This window comes from Arthrobacter sp. B1I2 (assembly GCF_030816485.1).
In the GTDB taxonomy this organism is placed as follows: domain Bacteria; phylum Actinomycetota; class Actinomycetes; order Actinomycetales; family Micrococcaceae; genus Arthrobacter.
In genome coordinates this window covers 4,114,146-4,129,438 of sequence record NZ_JAUSYC010000001.1, presented here as the reverse complement: position 1 = coordinate 4,129,438, position 15,293 = coordinate 4,114,146, and the positions used below count along the sequence as shown (strand labels likewise).

16 protein-coding genes and 1 pseudogene are annotated in these 15,293 nt (G+C 67.5%); 13 read left to right on the top strand and 4 right to left on the bottom strand.

Going from position 1 to position 15,293, the window contains the following annotated elements:
- Positions 1 to 51 precede the first annotated feature (51 nt).
- The 5 genes from QFZ57_RS19120 to QFZ57_RS19100 all read left to right on the top strand — a co-directional run bounded on the left by QFZ57_RS19120 (position 52) and on the right by QFZ57_RS19100 (position 2,927).
- Positions 52 to 558, top strand: a complete 507-nt coding sequence (locus tag QFZ57_RS19120) for a hypothetical protein (RefSeq protein ID WP_306901344.1) — start codon at positions 52 to 54, stop codon at positions 556 to 558.
- Positions 555 to 1,781, top strand: a complete 1,227-nt coding sequence (locus QFZ57_RS19115) for an Nramp family divalent metal transporter (protein WP_306901343.1) — start codon at positions 555 to 557, stop codon at positions 1,779 to 1,781. Before QFZ57_RS19120 ends, QFZ57_RS19115 begins: the two co-directional genes overlap by 4 nt.
- Positions 1,778 to 2,188, top strand: a complete 411-nt coding sequence (locus QFZ57_RS19110) for a hypothetical protein (RefSeq protein ID WP_306901342.1) — start codon at positions 1,778 to 1,780, stop codon at positions 2,186 to 2,188. The genes QFZ57_RS19115 and QFZ57_RS19110 overlap by 4 nt, the downstream gene beginning before the upstream one ends.
- Positions 2,175 to 2,522 (top strand): PRC-barrel domain containing protein, encoded by a 348-nt coding sequence (locus QFZ57_RS19105; RefSeq protein WP_306632044.1) that lies wholly within the window; start codon positions 2,175 to 2,177, stop codon positions 2,520 to 2,522. Before QFZ57_RS19110 ends, QFZ57_RS19105 begins: the two co-directional genes overlap by 14 nt.
- 201 nt (positions 2,523 to 2,723) lie before the next feature.
- On the top strand, positions 2,724 to 2,927 hold the full coding sequence (locus QFZ57_RS19100) for a cold-shock protein (protein ID WP_009372930.1): 204 nt from the start codon (positions 2,724 to 2,726) through the stop codon (positions 2,925 to 2,927).
- A 218-nt stretch (positions 2,928 to 3,145) separates the two neighbouring features.
- Here the strand turns inward: QFZ57_RS19100 and QFZ57_RS19095 are convergent, their stop codons facing one another.
- Positions 3,146 to 3,880, bottom strand: a complete 735-nt coding sequence (locus tag QFZ57_RS19095) for a FadR/GntR family transcriptional regulator (protein WP_306901635.1) — start codon at positions 3,878 to 3,880, stop codon at positions 3,146 to 3,148.
- A gap of 189 nt (positions 3,881 to 4,069) precedes the next feature.
- Between QFZ57_RS19095 and QFZ57_RS19090 the strand changes: the two genes are divergently transcribed.
- From QFZ57_RS19090 to QFZ57_RS19080, 3 genes are all read left to right on the top strand, one after another.
- Positions 4,070 to 4,612 (top strand): gluconokinase, encoded by a 543-nt coding sequence (locus tag QFZ57_RS19090; protein ID WP_306901338.1) that lies wholly within the window; start codon positions 4,070 to 4,072, stop codon positions 4,610 to 4,612.
- Positions 4,613 to 4,647: 35 nt separating this feature from the next.
- Complete coding sequence (locus tag QFZ57_RS19085) at positions 4,648 to 6,051, top strand: GntP family permease (RefSeq protein ID WP_306632042.1); 1,404 nt, start codon at positions 4,648 to 4,650, stop codon at positions 6,049 to 6,051.
- A gap of 112 nt (positions 6,052 to 6,163) precedes the next feature.
- Entirely contained in the window at positions 6,164 to 6,988 is an 825-nt protein-coding gene (locus QFZ57_RS19080) for an SDR family NAD(P)-dependent oxidoreductase (protein ID WP_306901335.1), read from the top strand.
- Between the two features lie 96 nt (positions 6,989 to 7,084).
- On the opposite strand, the gene QFZ57_RS19075 is transcribed toward QFZ57_RS19080, so the two are convergent.
- On the bottom strand, positions 7,085 to 8,494 hold the full coding sequence (locus QFZ57_RS19075) for an aminotransferase-like domain-containing protein (RefSeq protein WP_306901334.1): 1,410 nt from the start codon (positions 8,492 to 8,494) through the stop codon (positions 7,085 to 7,087).
- Between QFZ57_RS19075 and QFZ57_RS19070 the strand changes: the two are divergent.
- Both QFZ57_RS19070 and QFZ57_RS19065 read left to right on the top strand, forming a co-directional pair.
- A pseudogene (locus QFZ57_RS19070) lies at positions 8,493 to 9,026 on the top strand (DMT family transporter); the annotation flags it as partial. The gene QFZ57_RS19075 and the pseudogene QFZ57_RS19070 overlap by 2 nt on opposite strands.
- 62 nt (positions 9,027 to 9,088) lie before the next feature.
- Complete coding sequence (locus QFZ57_RS19065; RefSeq protein ID WP_306901332.1) at positions 9,089 to 9,727, top strand: FMN-binding negative transcriptional regulator; 639 nt, start codon at positions 9,089 to 9,091, stop codon at positions 9,725 to 9,727.
- Here QFZ57_RS19065 and rlmC read toward each other — a convergent pair.
- Positions 9,691 to 10,818, bottom strand: a complete 1,128-nt coding sequence (gene rlmC, locus QFZ57_RS19060; protein WP_306901331.1) for a 23S rRNA (uracil(747)-C(5))-methyltransferase RlmC — start codon at positions 10,816 to 10,818, stop codon at positions 9,691 to 9,693. The two genes, QFZ57_RS19065 and rlmC, sit on opposite strands and share 37 nt — an antisense overlap.
- A gap of 211 nt (positions 10,819 to 11,029) precedes the next feature.
- On the opposite strand from rlmC, the gene QFZ57_RS19055 reads away from it, so the two are divergent.
- Positions 11,030 to 12,460, top strand: a complete 1,431-nt coding sequence (locus QFZ57_RS19055) for an amino acid permease (RefSeq protein ID WP_306901330.1) — start codon at positions 11,030 to 11,032, stop codon at positions 12,458 to 12,460.
- 119 nt (positions 12,461 to 12,579) lie between these two features.
- Positions 12,580 to 13,371 carry an IclR family transcriptional regulator gene (locus QFZ57_RS19050; RefSeq protein WP_373461285.1) on the top strand — a complete coding sequence of 264 codons (792 nt, stop codon included), beginning with the start codon at positions 12,580 to 12,582 and terminating at the stop codon, positions 13,369 to 13,371.
- Between the two features lie 57 nt (positions 13,372 to 13,428).
- Here the strand turns inward: QFZ57_RS19050 and QFZ57_RS19045 are convergent, their stop codons facing one another.
- On the bottom strand, positions 13,429 to 14,190 hold the full coding sequence (locus QFZ57_RS19045) for an IclR family transcriptional regulator (protein WP_306632036.1): 762 nt from the start codon (positions 14,188 to 14,190) through the stop codon (positions 13,429 to 13,431).
- 111 nt (positions 14,191 to 14,301) lie between these two features.
- On the opposite strand from QFZ57_RS19045, the gene mmuM reads away from it, so the two are divergent.
- On the top strand, positions 14,302 to 15,246 hold the full coding sequence (gene mmuM, locus QFZ57_RS19040) for a homocysteine S-methyltransferase (RefSeq protein ID WP_306901329.1): 945 nt from the start codon (positions 14,302 to 14,304) through the stop codon (positions 15,244 to 15,246).
- Positions 15,247 to 15,293: the final 47 nt, after the last annotated feature.

The window sequence follows — 15,293 nt, the reverse complement described above, 5'->3', positions numbered from 1 at the left end:
TGCCTTGCCAGGTCGCATGTATCCAGGATTTTCCGGGGGCTGGAGGCAACGGTGCTGAACACGCCAGCCTCCGCCCCGGCCGCAAAGGTTCCCGCCCGGCCCGCCAACCGCCATCCCAGGTCCGCCGCCACGTCCACGCTCCTGGCCTTCGCCGCGCTCGCCTTCCTCACCGGCTGCAGCGGCGGCACCAGCGAGTCGGTGTCCACGGCTGTACAGGACAGTTCCTCTGCGGTGGCCACCGCACGGATCGCCCTCCGGCAGGACATGGAGGGAAAGCTTACGAAAGCGGCGGCCTCCACCACCCTCGATGACGGGCTCAAAGAGATCCAGAGCAGCCGGAGCACCGTCCTCAAGCTCTCGCCGTCCACGCTTGAGGACCGCATTACACAAAAGCAGGCGCTGGACGTGCTGGACCAGTGCGCCGCCGGCTTTGCCACGGCGCGCGCCGCGCTGGCAGCGAACGACGGCGGCGCCCCCTCGCTCCCGGACGGAGACAGGGCGCTCGCTGACGCGCAGGACGCCCTGAAGCAGCTCGAAGGCACGGTGGGGCCCCAATGAAGCGGCTCCTCGGCGTCGCTCTCGGGGTCCTCACCGCCATCGGCGGGTTCGTGGACATCGGGGACCTGGTGACCAACGCCGTCGTCGGCTCCCGCTTCGGCCTCTCCCTGGTGTGGGTGGTGGCCGTCGGCGTGCTGGGCATCTGCCTGTTCGCCAACATGTCCGGCCGGGTGGCAGCAGCGTCCGGCCGGGCCACGTTCGAGGTGATCCGTGAACGCCTCGGCGCGCGGGCGGGCCTGGCCAACCTCTCGGCGTCGTTCCTGATCAACCTGATGACGGTCACCGCGGAGATCGGCGGTGTTGCCCTGGCCCTGCAGCTGGCCAGCAGCGTGTACTACCTGCTGTGGATTCCTGTGGCCGCGGTGGCGGTGTGGCTGGTGATCTGGCGGGTGCGGTTCTCCATCATGGAAAACGTCACCGGCCTGCTGGGGCTGACGCTGATTGTCTTTGCGGTGGCGCTGTTCCTCCTCAAGCCGGACTGGGGCTCGCTTGCCGGGCAGTTGGCGCCCGCCGTGCCGGACCAGGAAACGGTATGGACGTACAGCTACTACGCCATCGCCCTGTTCGGCGCCGCCATGACGCCTTACGAAGTCTTCTTCTTTTCCTCCGGAGCCGTGGAGGAAGGCTGGACCGTGAAGGACCTGCTGCAGGAACGCATCAACGTCCTGGTCGGTTTCCCGCTGGGCGGCCTGCTGTCCGTGGCCATCGCCGCGTGCGCCGCCGTCGTCCTCCTGCCCGCCGGCATCTCGGTGACCTCGCTGTCCCAGGTGATCCTGCCCGTGGCGGAGGGAGCCGGAAAGCTGGGGCTGGCGTTCGTCCTGGTGGGCATCGTGGCCGCCACGTTCGGCGCCGCCCTGGAAACAACGCTCTCGTCCGGCTACACCCTGGCCCAGTTCTTCGGCTGGTCCTGGGGGAAGTTCCGTCGCCCCGCAGAGGCCGCCCGCTTCCACCTGGCCATGATCATCTGCCTCCTTGTCGGCATGGCGGTGCTGGCCACCGGCGTGGACCCGGTGCAGGTGACCGAATACTCCGTGGTGTTCTCCGCCATCGCCCTGCCGCTCACGTACCTGCCCATCCTCATCGTGGCCAACGATCCCCAATACATGCGCGAGCATGTGAACGGGCGCGTGGTGAACGTGCTGGGAATGGTCTACCTGGTGATCATCCTGGTGGCCTCCCTTGCCGCCATTCCGCTCATGGTTGTGACAGGAGCCGGCGCATGAAATCCCCGTCCGCCCCGCTGCCCCCGGTCCCGCACGTGGCCGGCCGGATCCTGGACGCCCAGCTGCACCTCCTGGACCGGCAGGTCCTGGACCACGACGGCGTCCCGGTCACCACCGTGGACGACCTCGAGGTGAGCGGGCCTGCCTTGGATGTGGACATTCCGCCGGGGACGGAGCCGCCGGTCATCACCGCCCTGCTGACCGGGGCGGTGCTGGGCACGCGCATCTTTGGCGGCAGGCCGCCGTCGTCCAGGCTGATCCGCATCCCCTGGAAAGATGTGGCGGACGTGGGCGTGGTGGTACGGCTGGGCGTGAGTGGCGAGCCGCTGGATGCCCGCTGGGTGGAGCGGTGGGTGCGGGACAAGATCATCGCGCGGATACCGGGAGGCCGCCATGATCCTCGGTGACCTGCTGGGTGCCCCGGTCCGCGATGCCGACGGCGGATGGCTGGGCCGGGTGGCTGATGCCCGGTTCGCGCTGGACGGGACCCCGCACCAGCTGATGTCTGAGCCGCGGCTGCTGGGGCTGGTCATCAGCCCGCACAGTGCGGCGTCGTTCCTGGGCTACGAGCGGAATGGCCTCACCCGGCCCTGGCTGCTGGCCCGGATACTCCGCTGGCGGCACCGCGGCTCGTTCCTGGTGCTGTGGGAGGACATTGCGATGGTGGGCTCCCGCTCCGTCCGGCTCCGCCCCGGATACACCCGTTACAGCACAGCGCTGCAGGACGCCGGGCAGGTTTAGTGGCGCTGAACAGGGACGGAATTAGGTATCCGCACAATTTCCTGTAGTGTGGAACTTGTTGTTGTGTTTATGCAGTTGGTAGTTCAGGCAGTACGCACGGTCGGAAGTCCGTGTTCTTCTGAAGTAGCGGTTTTTGAACACCCCACGCCGGAGGGCCCGAAAGTCGGGACTTTCCCTCCACCTTCACGAAGGACAAAAATAATGGCTACTGGTACCGTCAAATGGTTTAACGCTGAAAAGGGCTTCGGCTTCATCTCCCCGGACGACTCCTCACAGGACGTTTTCGCGCACTACTCCGCGATCAACTCCAACGGCTTCCGCTCCCTCGAAGAGAACCAGAAGGTTTCCTTCGACACCGAGCAGGGCCCCAAGGGTCCCCAGGCTACCAACATCCAGGCTCTCTAATTTCTTAGGGATCCGGGACCGTTAGGTTTCCAAGCAGGGCTTGCCGTTCATCGGCAGGCCCTGCTTTTGCTTAACCCGGCCGTGCCACTTCCGCGGCCTGGAAGTCATGTATGGCCCTCGGCGCAGGACCGGCCCGTAACCGCATAACCGGTGCGGGCCAGCACCGGTTATGCGGGCCGAGGCCGGTCCTAGTGCGCGGGCCGCTTGCCTTTCCGGGGTCAGTGCAGCCCCATCGCCTCCCGCACCTCATCGAGGATGTGGTGCATGGCCCGTTCCGCCTCCGCAGTGTCCCCGCCTGCCACGGCGGCCGCAACGTCCTCGTGCGCCTCCAGCGCCTCGCTCCTCGGCTTGAACGGCATGAGCCCCTGCCGGGTCCGGCTGGTCAGGACCTCCGCCACCATCCCCTCCAGTGCGCGGAACATTTCATTGCCGCAGCTTCGCAGCAGCAGCTGGTGGAACGCGATATCGGCGGCCAGGAAGCCCTGCAGGTCACCGGCCTCACCCAGCCGGCGGAGGTCAGCGGCCAGGGAGACCAGCCGGGCGCGCTCCGCGGCACTGGCCCGCCGTGCCGCGCCGGCAGCAGCGATGGGTTCGACGGCGATGCGCAGCTCCGTAAGGCTGCTGTACTGCAGGTCCCGCCGGTCCGAAGCGAGCCGCCACCGCACCAGCTTGGGGTCGAAAACGTTCCATAACGACGGTTCCTGCACCACGATGCCCACGCGCCGCCGCGAATAGACCAGGTTTATCGATTCCAGGACCTTCATGGTGTCCCGGGCAACGGTCCGGGAAATCCCGTACTCGTGCTGCAGTCCTTCAAGGGTGAGCCGTGTGCCAGGCGCGAGCTCCCCGGCGGCTATGGCCACCCCTACCGCCTCGAGCACCCGGCCCTGCACCGCGGGGGAGGACCCGCCGTCGTGCCCTTCACCGCCATCCTGGATTGTCGCCGTCGACATGATTACCCCGTTCTTCAGGCGCTGCTGCGCCCTCTCAGGATACCCGCGCATGAGGCAAAGGTATGACTTGTGACACGAATTGATAGTATCTATCAGCAAAAAAGGTGATACCTTATCGCGTAGCCCAAGAACATCGGGCTCGCAGCGAGCTTCTTCGAAAGCCAAAGACGTCTTCTCCGGAGGTATGACATGTATCCAGCCACACACCTTGTGGTCATGGGCGTTGCCGGTTCCGGCAAATCCACCCTGGCGGCCGCTCTTTCCGGGCTGCTGGGATGGGCCTGCGCCGAAGCGGATGAATTCCACCCCGACGCGAACATCGCCAAGATGACGCAGGGCATTCCCCTCCAGGACGAGGACCGCTGGCCCTGGCTGGCGGAGATCCGCAACTGGATGACTGCCCAGGCCGCCGCCGGCAGCAGCACGGTCCTCACCTGCTCGGCGCTCAAGCGCAGCTACCGGGAACTACTCTCCCAGGCCGAAGGGCGCGTCGTCTTCCTCCACCTCGACGGCGGCGCGGACCTGATCAGCCAACGCATGCAGGGCCGTGCTGGGCATTTCATGCCGCCCGCCCTGCTGCCCAGCCAGCTGGCCGCCCTTGAGCCGCTCAGCCGGGAAGAGCTCGACGCCGGCAGTCTCCGCCTGGATATCTCGCGCTCACCTGACGAGCTGGTCGCCGCCGTCGTCCAGGCCCTTGACCTTTCTGCCGGCCAGGCGCCCACAGCGTCCTGACCCCCTAACCCCCAACCCTGTTTCAAAGGAGAACCATGACCATCGAAGGATGGACCCAGACGCTGGGCGCAGGACCGCTGCTGCTCATCGCCGCGGCAGCGATACTTGTGCTGCTGTTCCTCATCATCCGGCTGCGGATGCATGCCCTGGTCGCGCTGATCCTGATCAGCCTGGCCACCGCCTTCGCCACCGGCATCCCCGCCAGCCAGGTGGTCCCCGTACTGGTGAACGGCTTCGGCAGCACCCTGGGCACCGTGGCGCTCCTGGTGGGCCTGGGCGCAATGCTCGGCCGGATCGTGGAGACCAGCGGCGGCGCGAAGGTGCTGGCCGACTACCTGATCGGCGTCTTCGGTGAAAAGCGTGCCCCCTTCGCCCTGGGCCTGGCCTCACTGATCTTCGGCTTCCCCATCTTCTTCGACGCAGGCCTGGTGGTCATGCTGCCCGTCGTCTTCGCCGTTGCCCACCGCCTCGGTGGCGGGGTGCTCCGCTACGGCCTGCCCGCCGCGGGTGCCTTCTCCGTGATGCACATCTTCCTGCCGCCGCACCCGGGGCCGGTGTCCGCCGCCACCTTCTTCGACGCAAACATTGGCCTGGTCCTGATCGCCGGCCTGATCACCGCCATCCCCACCTGGTACGTCACCGCCTACCTCTATGGCCTGTACACGGGCAGGAAGCTCGTCCTCCCCGTCCCGGAACTGCTGGGCCACGCCAGCGCCGAGGCGGAGTCCCACCCGCCGCGCTTCCGCACCATCGTGGGACTGCTGTTGCTGCCCCTGGTCCTGATCTTCATCAACACCGGCCTGAACACGCTGGCGTCCTCCGGCGTCCTGGACGCGGACGTCAAGAAGGAACAGTGGTTCCAGGTCCTGCGGACCATCGGTGAAACCCCTGTTGCGCTGCTGATCGCCGTACTGGTGGCCATGTTCGTGCTGGGCACGCGCCGGGGACGCGACGCCGCAACCCTTGAGAAGCTGCTGGAATCGTCCCTCGGCCCGGTCTGCTCGGTCATCCTGATCACCGGTGCCGGCGGCATGTTCGGCGGCGTCCTGCGCACCTCCGGCATCGGCAAGGCACTGGCCGACGTCCTGGGCGGCGTGGGTATCCCGCTGATCCTGGCCGGCTTCCTCATCTCCGCCATCCTGCGCATCGCCCAGGGTTCGGCAACCGTGGCCCTGACCACCACAGCAGGCCTCATTGCCCCCGCCGTGGCTGCGGGCGGGCTGAACGGCATGCAGGTTGCCGCCCTGGTCATCGCCGTGGCCGCCGGGTCTGTGGTGGTCTCCCACGTCAACGACTCGGGCTTCTGGCTGGTGGGCCGCTTCTTCGGCATGGACGTCAAGACCACCCTGAAGACCTGGACCGTCATGGAAACCCTGATCGGCGTCATGGGCTTCGCCATCGCAGCGGTCATCTTCCTGGTGGCCGGCGCCGTGGGCTGACACCCGCTTGGCATGGCGGCGGGGCGGCTGGTGGGAACACCGGCCGCCCCGCCGTCGTTGTTTCCCTTGGCGTGCTTTTCATTTCGCCACCCCGCTGACCAAAGGACACCCCTTGACTCCTCGCACCATTGTGATCACCGGCGCCAGCGACGGCATCGGAGCCGCAGCCGCACGGGCACTGGCAAAGGCGGGGGAGCAGGTGGTCGTCGTCGGCCGTTCCGCCGAGAAGACCCGGGCGCTTGCCGGGGAAATCGGTGCAGACCACTATGTGGCTGATTTCGCCGACCTGGCGCAGGTGCGCACCCTCGCGGCCCAGCTCAAGGAAAAGTATCCCCGCATCGACGTCCTGGCCAACAATGCCGGCGGGATCATGGGAAAGCGGACCATCACCGTGGACGGCAATGAAGCCACCTTCCAGATCAACCACCTGGCGCCGTTCCTGCTCACCACCTTGCTCATGGACACCCTGACTGCCAGCAACGCCAAGGTGATCAACACCTCCAGCGCCGCCAACAACTTCGGAAAAATGGATTTGTTCGACCTCACGGCCGAGCAGGGCTACAGCACCAACCGCGCCTACGGCACCGGCAAACTCGCCAACATCATGTTCACATCCGAGCTGCACCGCCGCTTCCATGACAAGGGCATCACGACGGCGGCGTTCCACCCGGGCGTGGTCCGCACCAACTTCGCGGCTGAGTCCAGCAGCTGGTTCCGCCATGCCTACAAGACGGTGCTGAACCGCTTCATGCTCACTCCGGACCAGGGCGCCGACACCATGCTCTGGCTCATCAACGGGACCCCCGGGACGGACTGGATTTCCGGCGCCTACTACGCCAAGCGCGCCCTGGCCAAAGCCAATCCCCAGGCGTACGACGCCGAGCTGGCGCAGGGCCTGTGGGAGAAGAGCGAAGAGCTGGTCAAGGTCTTCGTCTAGTCCTACAACTGCCCCGAGTTTTTGGGCAGATATGAGGACTTGTACCGACGTTTGGCCTTCATATCTGCCCAAAAACTCCAAAGGCATGCGATTCCCTTAGCCCTGCTGTGCCAGGGCCTCGCCGATCACGCGCGCCCCTTCCGGGTAGGCGCCCGGGTTCGGCCCGGAGTAGTTGAGCCGGATGAAGGCGCCGGCGGGCTCGGCCGGGAACCACTCCGTTCCGGCGGCGATGATCACTCCGGCGTCCTCGCAGTCACGCACCAGCCGCGGAAGGTCCGTGGCGTCCGGCAGGCGCAGCCACAGGTTCAGTCCGCCCTTGGGCAGTGTGTCGATGTGCGCCTGGGGAACGTGCTCGCGGATGCTGGTGGCCAGCAGGTCGCGGCGCGACTGGAGCTGCTGGCGGAGGCTTCGCAGGTGCGTCTGCCACCCGGGTTGGGTCACCACGTCCAGCGCGGCTGCCTGCAGCAGCCCGCTCACGTACATCGACTCGGCGGCGCGCTGGCCCAGGATGCGTTCCCGCGCCGGTCCGCGCACGATCACGGCGGCAATGCGGATGGCGGTGGAAACGCTCTTGGTCAGGGACCTGATGTACACCACGTGCCCGGAATCATCGCGGGTGGCCAGCGGGACGGGGTCCGAGGTGATGCCGAAATCGTGGGCCCAGTCGTCCTCCACCAGGAACGCGCCATGCCGGCGCACCACGTCCAGGATGTCGTCGCCACGGCCTACCGCCCACTGCGCCCCGGTGGGATTCGAATAGTTAGGCTGCACGTAGAACGCCCTGGCCCCGGTCTCGGCAAAGGCGCGGTCCACGTCCGCAGGATCGGGCCCGTCCGTACCGGTGGGCACCGGGACCACCCGCACACCGGTCTGGGCGGCGGCCAGGATGGCGCCCCAGTAGGACGGCGACTCCATGAGCAGCGGCTGCCCCGCGCCCACCAGTGCGCGGAAGATGGAGCTGAGCCCGCTCTGGCTTCCCGGCAGCACGATCACGTCATTCGGGGTTGGGGGCGTGATGCCCACCGGCGTTGCCGATCCCAGTTCCTGGGCGAACCATTGCTGCAACGCCGGCATGCCGGCGGCCGGCGGCCGTGACAGTGCGGCGTCACCACGGGCAGCACGCGCCAGGGCGGCGCGGACCAGCCGTTCCGGCAGCAGTTCGCGGTCCGGGTAGCCGGAATGGAACCAGATGGCGTCGCCGGGAACGTTGCGCATGGTGCTCGACGACGACGGCATCGGTGACGACGGCGACCGCAACGCTGCCGTCTGCCAGCCATAGTCCGAGGGGCGTGCAGTCCGCACGGCACGGACGAACGTGCCGACGCCGGGTCTGCTCTCGATGAGCCCCTGCGCGGTCAGCGCCTGCAATGCTTTCTGCACCGTCACCGGGCTGGCCTGGTACTCGGCCACCAGCTGCCGGGTGGACGGCAGCCGTGCGCCCGGAGCAGCGCCCGCCATCCATTGCCGCAGTGCCGCAACGATGCGCGAACTGCTATCGTTATTCATGAAAGAACATAGTAGCGCTACTATCGAAAAGCGCGCAGTGATACCGCCGCGAAGAGCCACCGTAATCTGGTGGGGCCTCCTTGGCGTGGCGGCATTCTCCTTCACGGTTCCGTTCACCCGCGTGGCCGTCGCCGGGATCCCGCCGCTGTTCATCGGTTCGGGACGGGCCGTCATTGCTGCCGGACTTGCCGCCGCAGCCCTCGCACTTACCCGCCAGCGGCTGCCGCAACCCCGCGTCTGGCGGCGCCTTGCCCTTGTAGCCGGGGGCGTCGTCGTCGGCTTTCCGCTTCTGACGTCCTATGCACTTACTGCCGTGCCTGCGGGGCACGGCGCCGTGGTCATCGCACTCCTGCCGGCCGCCACGGCAACGGTAGCGGTCTTGCGCGCCGGCGAGCGGCCCCCGGCAGCCTTCTGGGTGGTGATGGTGCTCGGCTCGCTGGCGGCGGTCTCCTTCGCCTTCCTGCAATCCGGCGGTGTGGGGCACCTGCACTGGGCCGACCTCCTGCTGCTCGGCGCCGTGGCCTGCGCCGCCGCGGCCGTCCGCGTCCGGCTGAAGCCCGCCGCAAACTCCTGATCACCCCGAAAGGACACCCCATGTACATTCCGGCCCACTTTGCCGCCGGCCCCGAGTCCGTCCGGAACCTCCTCGCGAACCCTGGCGCGGCCAACCTGGTCACCATGACGGACCAGGGCCTGCTGGCCACACTGCTGCCCATCGCCTTCAATCCCGCGGTGGGGAAGCACGGCGCCCTGCAGGCACACATGGCGCGGAACAACCCGCAGTGGTCCAGTGCGCCCACCGGTGAAGCACTCGCCATCATTCAGGGCGCGGACGACTACATCTCGCCGTCGTGGTACGCCTCCAAAGCCGAGCACGGGCGCGTGGTCCCCACCTGGAACTACAGCACCGCACACGTGTACGGCAGGCTGGAGATCCATGACGACGCCGGCTGGCTGGCACAGCACGTCCGGCACCTGACCGGACTGCACGAGAACGGGCGGGAACACCCCTGGAGCGTGGACGATGCCCCGGAGAAATTCATTGCCGGGCAACTGCGGGCGATCGTTGGTGTGGAACTGGTGATCAGCCGGATCGAAGCGAAGGAGAAATTGAGCCAGAACCGCACTGATCCGGATGCTGAAGGAGTGGCGGCGGGGCTGCGGGCCTGCGGGCGCGACGCCAGCGCGGCTGCTGTTCAGGCCGCCCGTTCAAGCAGGACCATCACCTCGTAGTGCGTGGTTTGCGGGAACATGTCCAGGACCCGGGCACGCCGCGCGGTGAACGAGGGAAGCGCGGCCAGGTCGCGGGCCAGCGACTGCGCATTGCAGCTCGAGTACACAACCTGCTGCACGTCCGACGATTCCAGCCAGCCGCACAACTCCTTGCCGATCCCGCGCCGGGGCGGGTTCACGATCACCAGGTCCGGTGACTGCTTGCTGGCGAGGGCAAACGCGGTGGCGTCGCCAGCCTGGAAGTCCATCCCCTCCAGGCCCGCTTCGGAACTGCTGATCCGGGCCGACACGATCGCTTCGCTGCTGGCTTCAATGCCCGTGACCGTACGGGACGGGGCGGCGCTGTGCAGGGCGAACCCGCCCACGCCGCAGTACAGGTCCCACACCGAGGCCGGGGCCAGTTCGTTGACCCACTCGCGCCCCTGGCGGTACAGGGCCGCGGCCATCTCGGTGTTGGTCTGGAAGAAACTCTGCGGGCGCAGGTGCAGGTTGATGTCGTTGACCCGCATGCTCAGGGTGGACTGCTCCGTGAGTAGGATCTCCCGGTCGCCTTCCAGTACCGCTTTGTGCTCCGGGTGCAGGTTGACCGAGACCACCTTCACCTGGGGCAGGGCGGCCAGGAGCTCCGGAAGGTGCTTCCGGATGCGCGGCACCACCTGTTCGGAGCGCAGGACCAGCCGCAGCATGACCTCGCCGTCCGGGGATTCGGTGATGATGACGTGCTTGAGCTCTCCGGTCCGGCGCGGAACGTCGTAGGGCGTCAGCCGGATCCTGCGGATGAAGGTTGCCAGCACCGGAAAGCAGGCCCGCAGACCGGGGGAGCAGATGCCGCACTTGCGCAGGTCCACGCCGTGGCCGTCGGCGTCCAGGATCCCGATGGTCGGGTTGTGCGCGTTTCCGCCGATCACCATCTTGGCCTTGTTGCGGAAGCCGGACTCCTGGCTCGCCACGGACGGCAGCCATTCGAGCTCGGTGTGGCCGGCAAGCAGGGCCTTGACGTGCAGCTGCTTGCCGGCCAGCTGTTCACCGTAGGGCCTGCCCATGTGGGTGCAGGAGCGGCAGGTGCCGGCATCAAAGTAGGAGCAGCGCATGACTGCACAAGTTTACCCGGCCGCTGTCCCGGTCACGATGTGAAGGTGCGACGGCGGCACGCGGCAAGGTGCCGTCGTCGTGCCTTCCCCTGTGCCCACCAGAAGTAACACCGTGCAATATGAGCATGCTTTTATGCTTTTGATGCTGCTAAATTCGGCCGCCGTGCTACTTTCGGCACTTACATCGTGCAATTCTTCGTTTGGAGACCCCGTGGAACCCTCACCCCCGCTCACCCTGGATCACAGGCCGGCAGCGCAGCCGCGGGCCGGGTCCGCCCTCCGGCGCTCCATGGGGTCGCGGCACCTGGTGATGATCGCGATGGGCGGGGTCATCGGCTCCGGCCTGTTCGTCAGCTCGGGGTACACCATCTCGCAGGCCGGTCCGCTCGGTGCAGTCATCGCCTACCTTGTTGGCGCCTTCGTGGTTTACCTGGTGATGGCCTGCCTGGGTGAACTTGCCATCGCTTACCCGGTGTCCGGTGCCTTCCACATCTACGCCGCGCGCTCCATCGGGCCGGCCACCGGATTCGCCACCGCCTGGCTGTACTGGCTCTGCTGGGCGGTGGCCATCGGCTCGGAGTTCACCGCATCGGGGCTGCTCATGCAGCGCTGGTTCCCTGGCGTCGAGGTGTGGGTCTGGTGCCTGGTCTTCGCCGCCGTTCTCTTCGGATTCAACGCCATATCCTCCAGGTTCTTCGGCGAGGCCGAGTTCTGGTTCGCCATCGTGAAGGTGGCGGCCATCATCGGCCTGATCGTCCTGGGCGGCGCGGCGCTGGCCGGCTTCCACCCGCTCAGCGGCGGCAGCCACCCCTTCCTGTTCCAGAACTTCGCCACCGAATCCGGGCTGTTTCCCAACGGAGCCACCGGGATCCTGGTCACCGTGCTCGCTGTCTTCTACGCCTTCTCCGGCTCGGAACTGATCGGCGTGGCAGCAGGCGAAACCAGGGACCCCGCCACCGCCATCCCCAAGGCCCTGCGCACCACCGTAGTCCGGCTGCTGATCTTCTTCGTCGGCGCCATCGCCGTCATCGCCGCCACCATTCCCTACACGGAAGTGGGCCTGGATGAGAGCCCGTTCGTGACCGTGTTCTCCGCCATCGGCATCCCGTTCGCCGCGGACATCATGAACTTCGTCATCATCACCGCCCTCCTGTCCGCCGGCAACAGCGGCCTCTTCTCCTGCGCCCGCATGCTCTACTCGCTCGCCGACGAGGGCCACGCCCCGCGCGCACTGAAGAAGCTGACCAGCCGCGGCATCCCCCTGGTGGCGTTGTCCGTCAGCATGGTGGGCGGTCTCGCCTCCCTCATCAGCAGTGTGGTGGCGCCGGAGACGGTCTACCTGGTGCTCGTGTCCGTGGCGGGTTTCGCCGTGGTGGGCGTGTGGATGTCCATCACTGCCTCGCACTACTTCCACCGCCGCGCCTTCGTCAGGGATGGCGGTGACGTCTCTGCCCTGGCCTACAAGGCGCCCCTGTTCCCGCTGGTGCCCATCCTGGCGTTCTCCCTCTGCGTCATTTCCCTGATCGGCATCGCGTTCGACCCCGCCCAGGTGGCAGCCCTCTACTTCGGCATCCCCTTCGTCGCCGCCTGCTACCTCTACTTCCACATCCGGCACGCCCGCACCGCGGGTGCGGTGCGCTAAGCGGGGAACGGACGACGCCGGCAGCCCGGGGAGGTGCCCGTGGCACCTGCGACGGGGACGGCGTCGTCGTTGGTTCCTTTCCCCGGCCCGCCGTCCAGGCCGGCGGGCAGCGTGGAACAATGGGGCGTGATCAGTGGCCGGAGGGGCAGGGAAGCGTGGAATTGACCGCCGAGGCGTCGTCGATGGCGCAGGGACTGCGGATTGTGCGGCTGGTGGCGGACCGGGAAAAGCGGGGGCAGCAGCCGCTGGGGGTGTCACAGCTCGCGATAGAGCTGGGCATGGAGCAGAGCCGGGTGTCGCGGTTGTCGCAGGAGCTGTGCAGCCTGGAACTGCTTGAACGCCCGGACCGCGGGCCGTTCCGCATAGGCCGGCGCTTTTTCAGCCTCGCGGCCTCGCTGAACTCCGGCTGGGTCCGGGAAGCAGGGCCGGAGCTCGAGGCGCTGGTGGCCGAACTGGGGCTGCGGGTGCGGCTCTCCGTCCGTGACGGATTCCGCGTGATCCTGCTCCGAGCCTCCAGCAACGATGCCGTCCCCGGCAGTTTCGTGGCACCCGGCCTGGTGACGCCCGTGTGGTGCACCGGCGCCGGCAGGGCACTGCTGTGGGACTTCGACCGCACTGCCCTGGAGGACCTGCTGGAAGGCGTGAACTACATCGGCATCGGCGGCCCCGGGGCTGCCCACTCAACGGAGGGGATCTGGGATCTCCTGGTCCGTGACCGCGCTGCCGGCTTCATTGCCGCGGCGGAGGAGTTTGAGCACGGGGTGGTGGAGCTCGCGGTCCCTGTGCGGGACGCGGGCGGTTCCATCATCGCCTCACTCAGTGTGCTTGGCAGCAGGGCAGAGCTCGGGACGGACGGCGCGGCAGCCGCAGCGGTACTTGCGCGGGCGGCCCAACGCCTCGGCACTGTTTAGTCCCAGGGTTAGTCAGTCCCAGGGTTAGCCAGCCCCGGCGTTGGCCCCGGTAGCGCGTCAGCCCCGGTAGCCCAGCCTGGACTCGAGCCACTGTCCTTGTGCCACGAGCGCCGCGGCGCAGGGCTCCCGGCGCGGCTCCAGCCGTTCCTTGATCCCCACGATCTGCAGGGCCGCCACCACCTCGCCCTTGAAGTCCCGGACAGGGACGGCCAGCGAGTACAGTCCGGGTTCCGCCTCCTCATCCACGATCGAGTAGCCACGCTCCCGGGCGGCCTGCCGCCGTGCGAGGAACTCATCCACGCCGGCTGGCGTGTTGGGACCATGCCGGATGAACTCCACCTTCGAGAAGACGCTGCGCACTTCCGCCTCGGGCGCTTCCCACAGGACCGCCTGGCCGGCATCGCTGCAGTAGGCGGGGTAGGGGCGGCCCAGCCACGAGCCCACCAGGTTGCTTCCGGACGGCACGCTCTCACCGATGGTCACGGTGCTGTCCCCGCGCAGCACTCCCAGGAAACAGGCTTCCCCGGTTTCGGCGGCCAGGGCATCCAGCACGGTTCCGCCGTCAGACTCCAGCCGGCGTTCGGTCAGGAGCTGCGCGTCGGTGAAGACCTGCCAGTCCAGGGCGTAGCTTCGTTTGAGCGTCCGTGCCAGGAAGCCTTCCTGCTCCGCCGTGCGCAGGCTGCGCGACACCTGGCTGCGGTCCCGGCCCAGATCGGCTGCGACATCAGCCACCGTTCCGCCGGGAAGTCCGTCGGCATGGCGCGCCCCAACAGCCAAAAGGGCCTCGACTCCGCGGCCCATGCTGGAGGTCTTCGACATGGACCTGAGTTTAGCGGCCAGGTTCGTGGCCCGTCCGCAGGTCCAGTGTCCCCGCTCGCACGAAGGAAGTAACACTCAGTAAAAGCATGAATTGGTGCTTATAGTGATCACATGCCTCCCGCTTTCTCCCTGTCCGCCTGGCTGGAATCCGGCGCGTCCCTGATTTCCGACGGCGCCCTGGCAACGGAACTCGAGGCCCGCGGCTGCAACCTGGACGATCCCCTGTGGTCCGCCAAGGTCCTGCTGGAACAGCCTGGTCTTATCAGGGAGGTCCACCGCGACTACTTTGCGGCCGGTGCCAACATCGCCACCACCGCCAGTTACCAGGCCACGCCCCAGGGTTTTGCCGCACGGGGGATCGGGGAGAAGGAAGCCCTGGAGCTGGTTGGCCTGTCCGTCCAGTTGGCGGCCGATGCGCGGCGGGAGCACCTGGCCGAGCATCCGGACGCCGGGCCGCTGCTGGTTGCCGGCTCCGTGGGGCCTTACGGTGCCTACCTGGCCGATGGTTCCGAATACCGCGGAGACTACGTCCTCAGCCCCGCGGAGTTCAGGGACTTCCACGGCCCCCGCATCGCCGCGTTGGTAGACGCCGGCGTGGACCTCCTGGCCTTTGAAACGCTGCCTTCCTTCACCGAAGCGGAAGCCCTGCTGGCACTGGGCCGGGAACACGGCGTCGACACCTGGTTCTCCTTTTCACTGCGCGACGGCGGGCACATCAGCGACGGAACCCCGCTGGCGGATGTGGCCCGGCTCCTTGACGGTCAGCCCCATGTTGCCGCAGTGGGGGTTAACTGCGTCCCGCTCAACCTGGTGGGCCCAGCGCTCGCAGCCCTGCGCCTGCACACCGACAGACCGTTGCTGGCCTACCCGAACTCCGGGGAAACCTATGATCCTGCGACAAAGACGTGGGCCCCGGACTTTGCCGCCGCAGGTGGCGCCGCCCCTTCGAGCCTTGCCGCAGGTGCCCCGGACTGGTGGAAGCGTGGTGCCCGCATCATGGGTGGCTGCTGCCGGACCACGCCCCGCGACATTGCCGCGTTGGCTGCCAGGGCCTAGCTCTCCAGGGTCCTGCCGGGCGGCGGGAACACCACCGCCTCCACCGG

Excerpts from the sequence above, each read along its gene's own strand:
- QFZ57_RS19100 (WP_009372930.1), top strand. The coding sequence starts at position 2,724 with ATGGCTACTGGTACCGTCAAATGGTTTAACGCTGAAAAGGGCTTCGGC.
- QFZ57_RS19090 (WP_306901338.1), top strand. The coding sequence starts at position 4,070 with ATGTATCCAGCCACACACCTTGTGGTCATGGGCGTTGCCGGTTCCGGC.
- mmuM (WP_306901329.1), top strand. The coding sequence starts at position 14,302 with ATGCCTCCCGCTTTCTCCCTGTCCGCCTGGCTGGAATCCGGCGCGTCC.
- QFZ57_RS19095 (WP_306901635.1), bottom strand. The coding sequence starts at position 3,880 with ATGTCGACGGCGACAATCCAGGATGGCGGTGAAGGGCACGACGGCGGG.
- QFZ57_RS19045 (WP_306632036.1), bottom strand. The coding sequence starts at position 14,190 with ATGTCGAAGACCTCCAGCATGGGCCGCGGAGTCGAGGCCCTTTTGGCT.
- QFZ57_RS19085 (WP_306632042.1), top strand. The coding sequence starts at position 4,648 with ATGACCATCGAAGGATGGACCCAGACGCTGGGCGCAGGACCGCTGCTG.
- QFZ57_RS19065 (WP_306901332.1), top strand. The coding sequence starts at position 9,089 with ATGTACATTCCGGCCCACTTTGCCGCCGGCCCCGAGTCCGTCCGGAAC.
- QFZ57_RS19050 (WP_373461285.1), top strand. The coding sequence starts at position 12,580 with ATGGGGCGTGATCAGTGGCCGGAGGGGCAGGGAAGCGTGGAATTGACC.
- QFZ57_RS19075 (WP_306901334.1), bottom strand. The coding sequence starts at position 8,494 with ATGAATAACGATAGCAGTTCGCGCATCGTTGCGGCACTGCGGCAATGG.
- QFZ57_RS19105 (WP_306632044.1), top strand. The coding sequence starts at position 2,175 with ATGATCCTCGGTGACCTGCTGGGTGCCCCGGTCCGCGATGCCGACGGC.
- QFZ57_RS19110 (WP_306901342.1), top strand. The coding sequence starts at position 1,778 with ATGAAATCCCCGTCCGCCCCGCTGCCCCCGGTCCCGCACGTGGCCGGC.
- rlmC (WP_306901331.1), bottom strand. The coding sequence starts at position 10,818 with ATGCGCTGCTCCTACTTTGATGCCGGCACCTGCCGCTCCTGCACCCAC.
- QFZ57_RS19115 (WP_306901343.1), top strand. The coding sequence starts at position 555 with ATGAAGCGGCTCCTCGGCGTCGCTCTCGGGGTCCTCACCGCCATCGGC.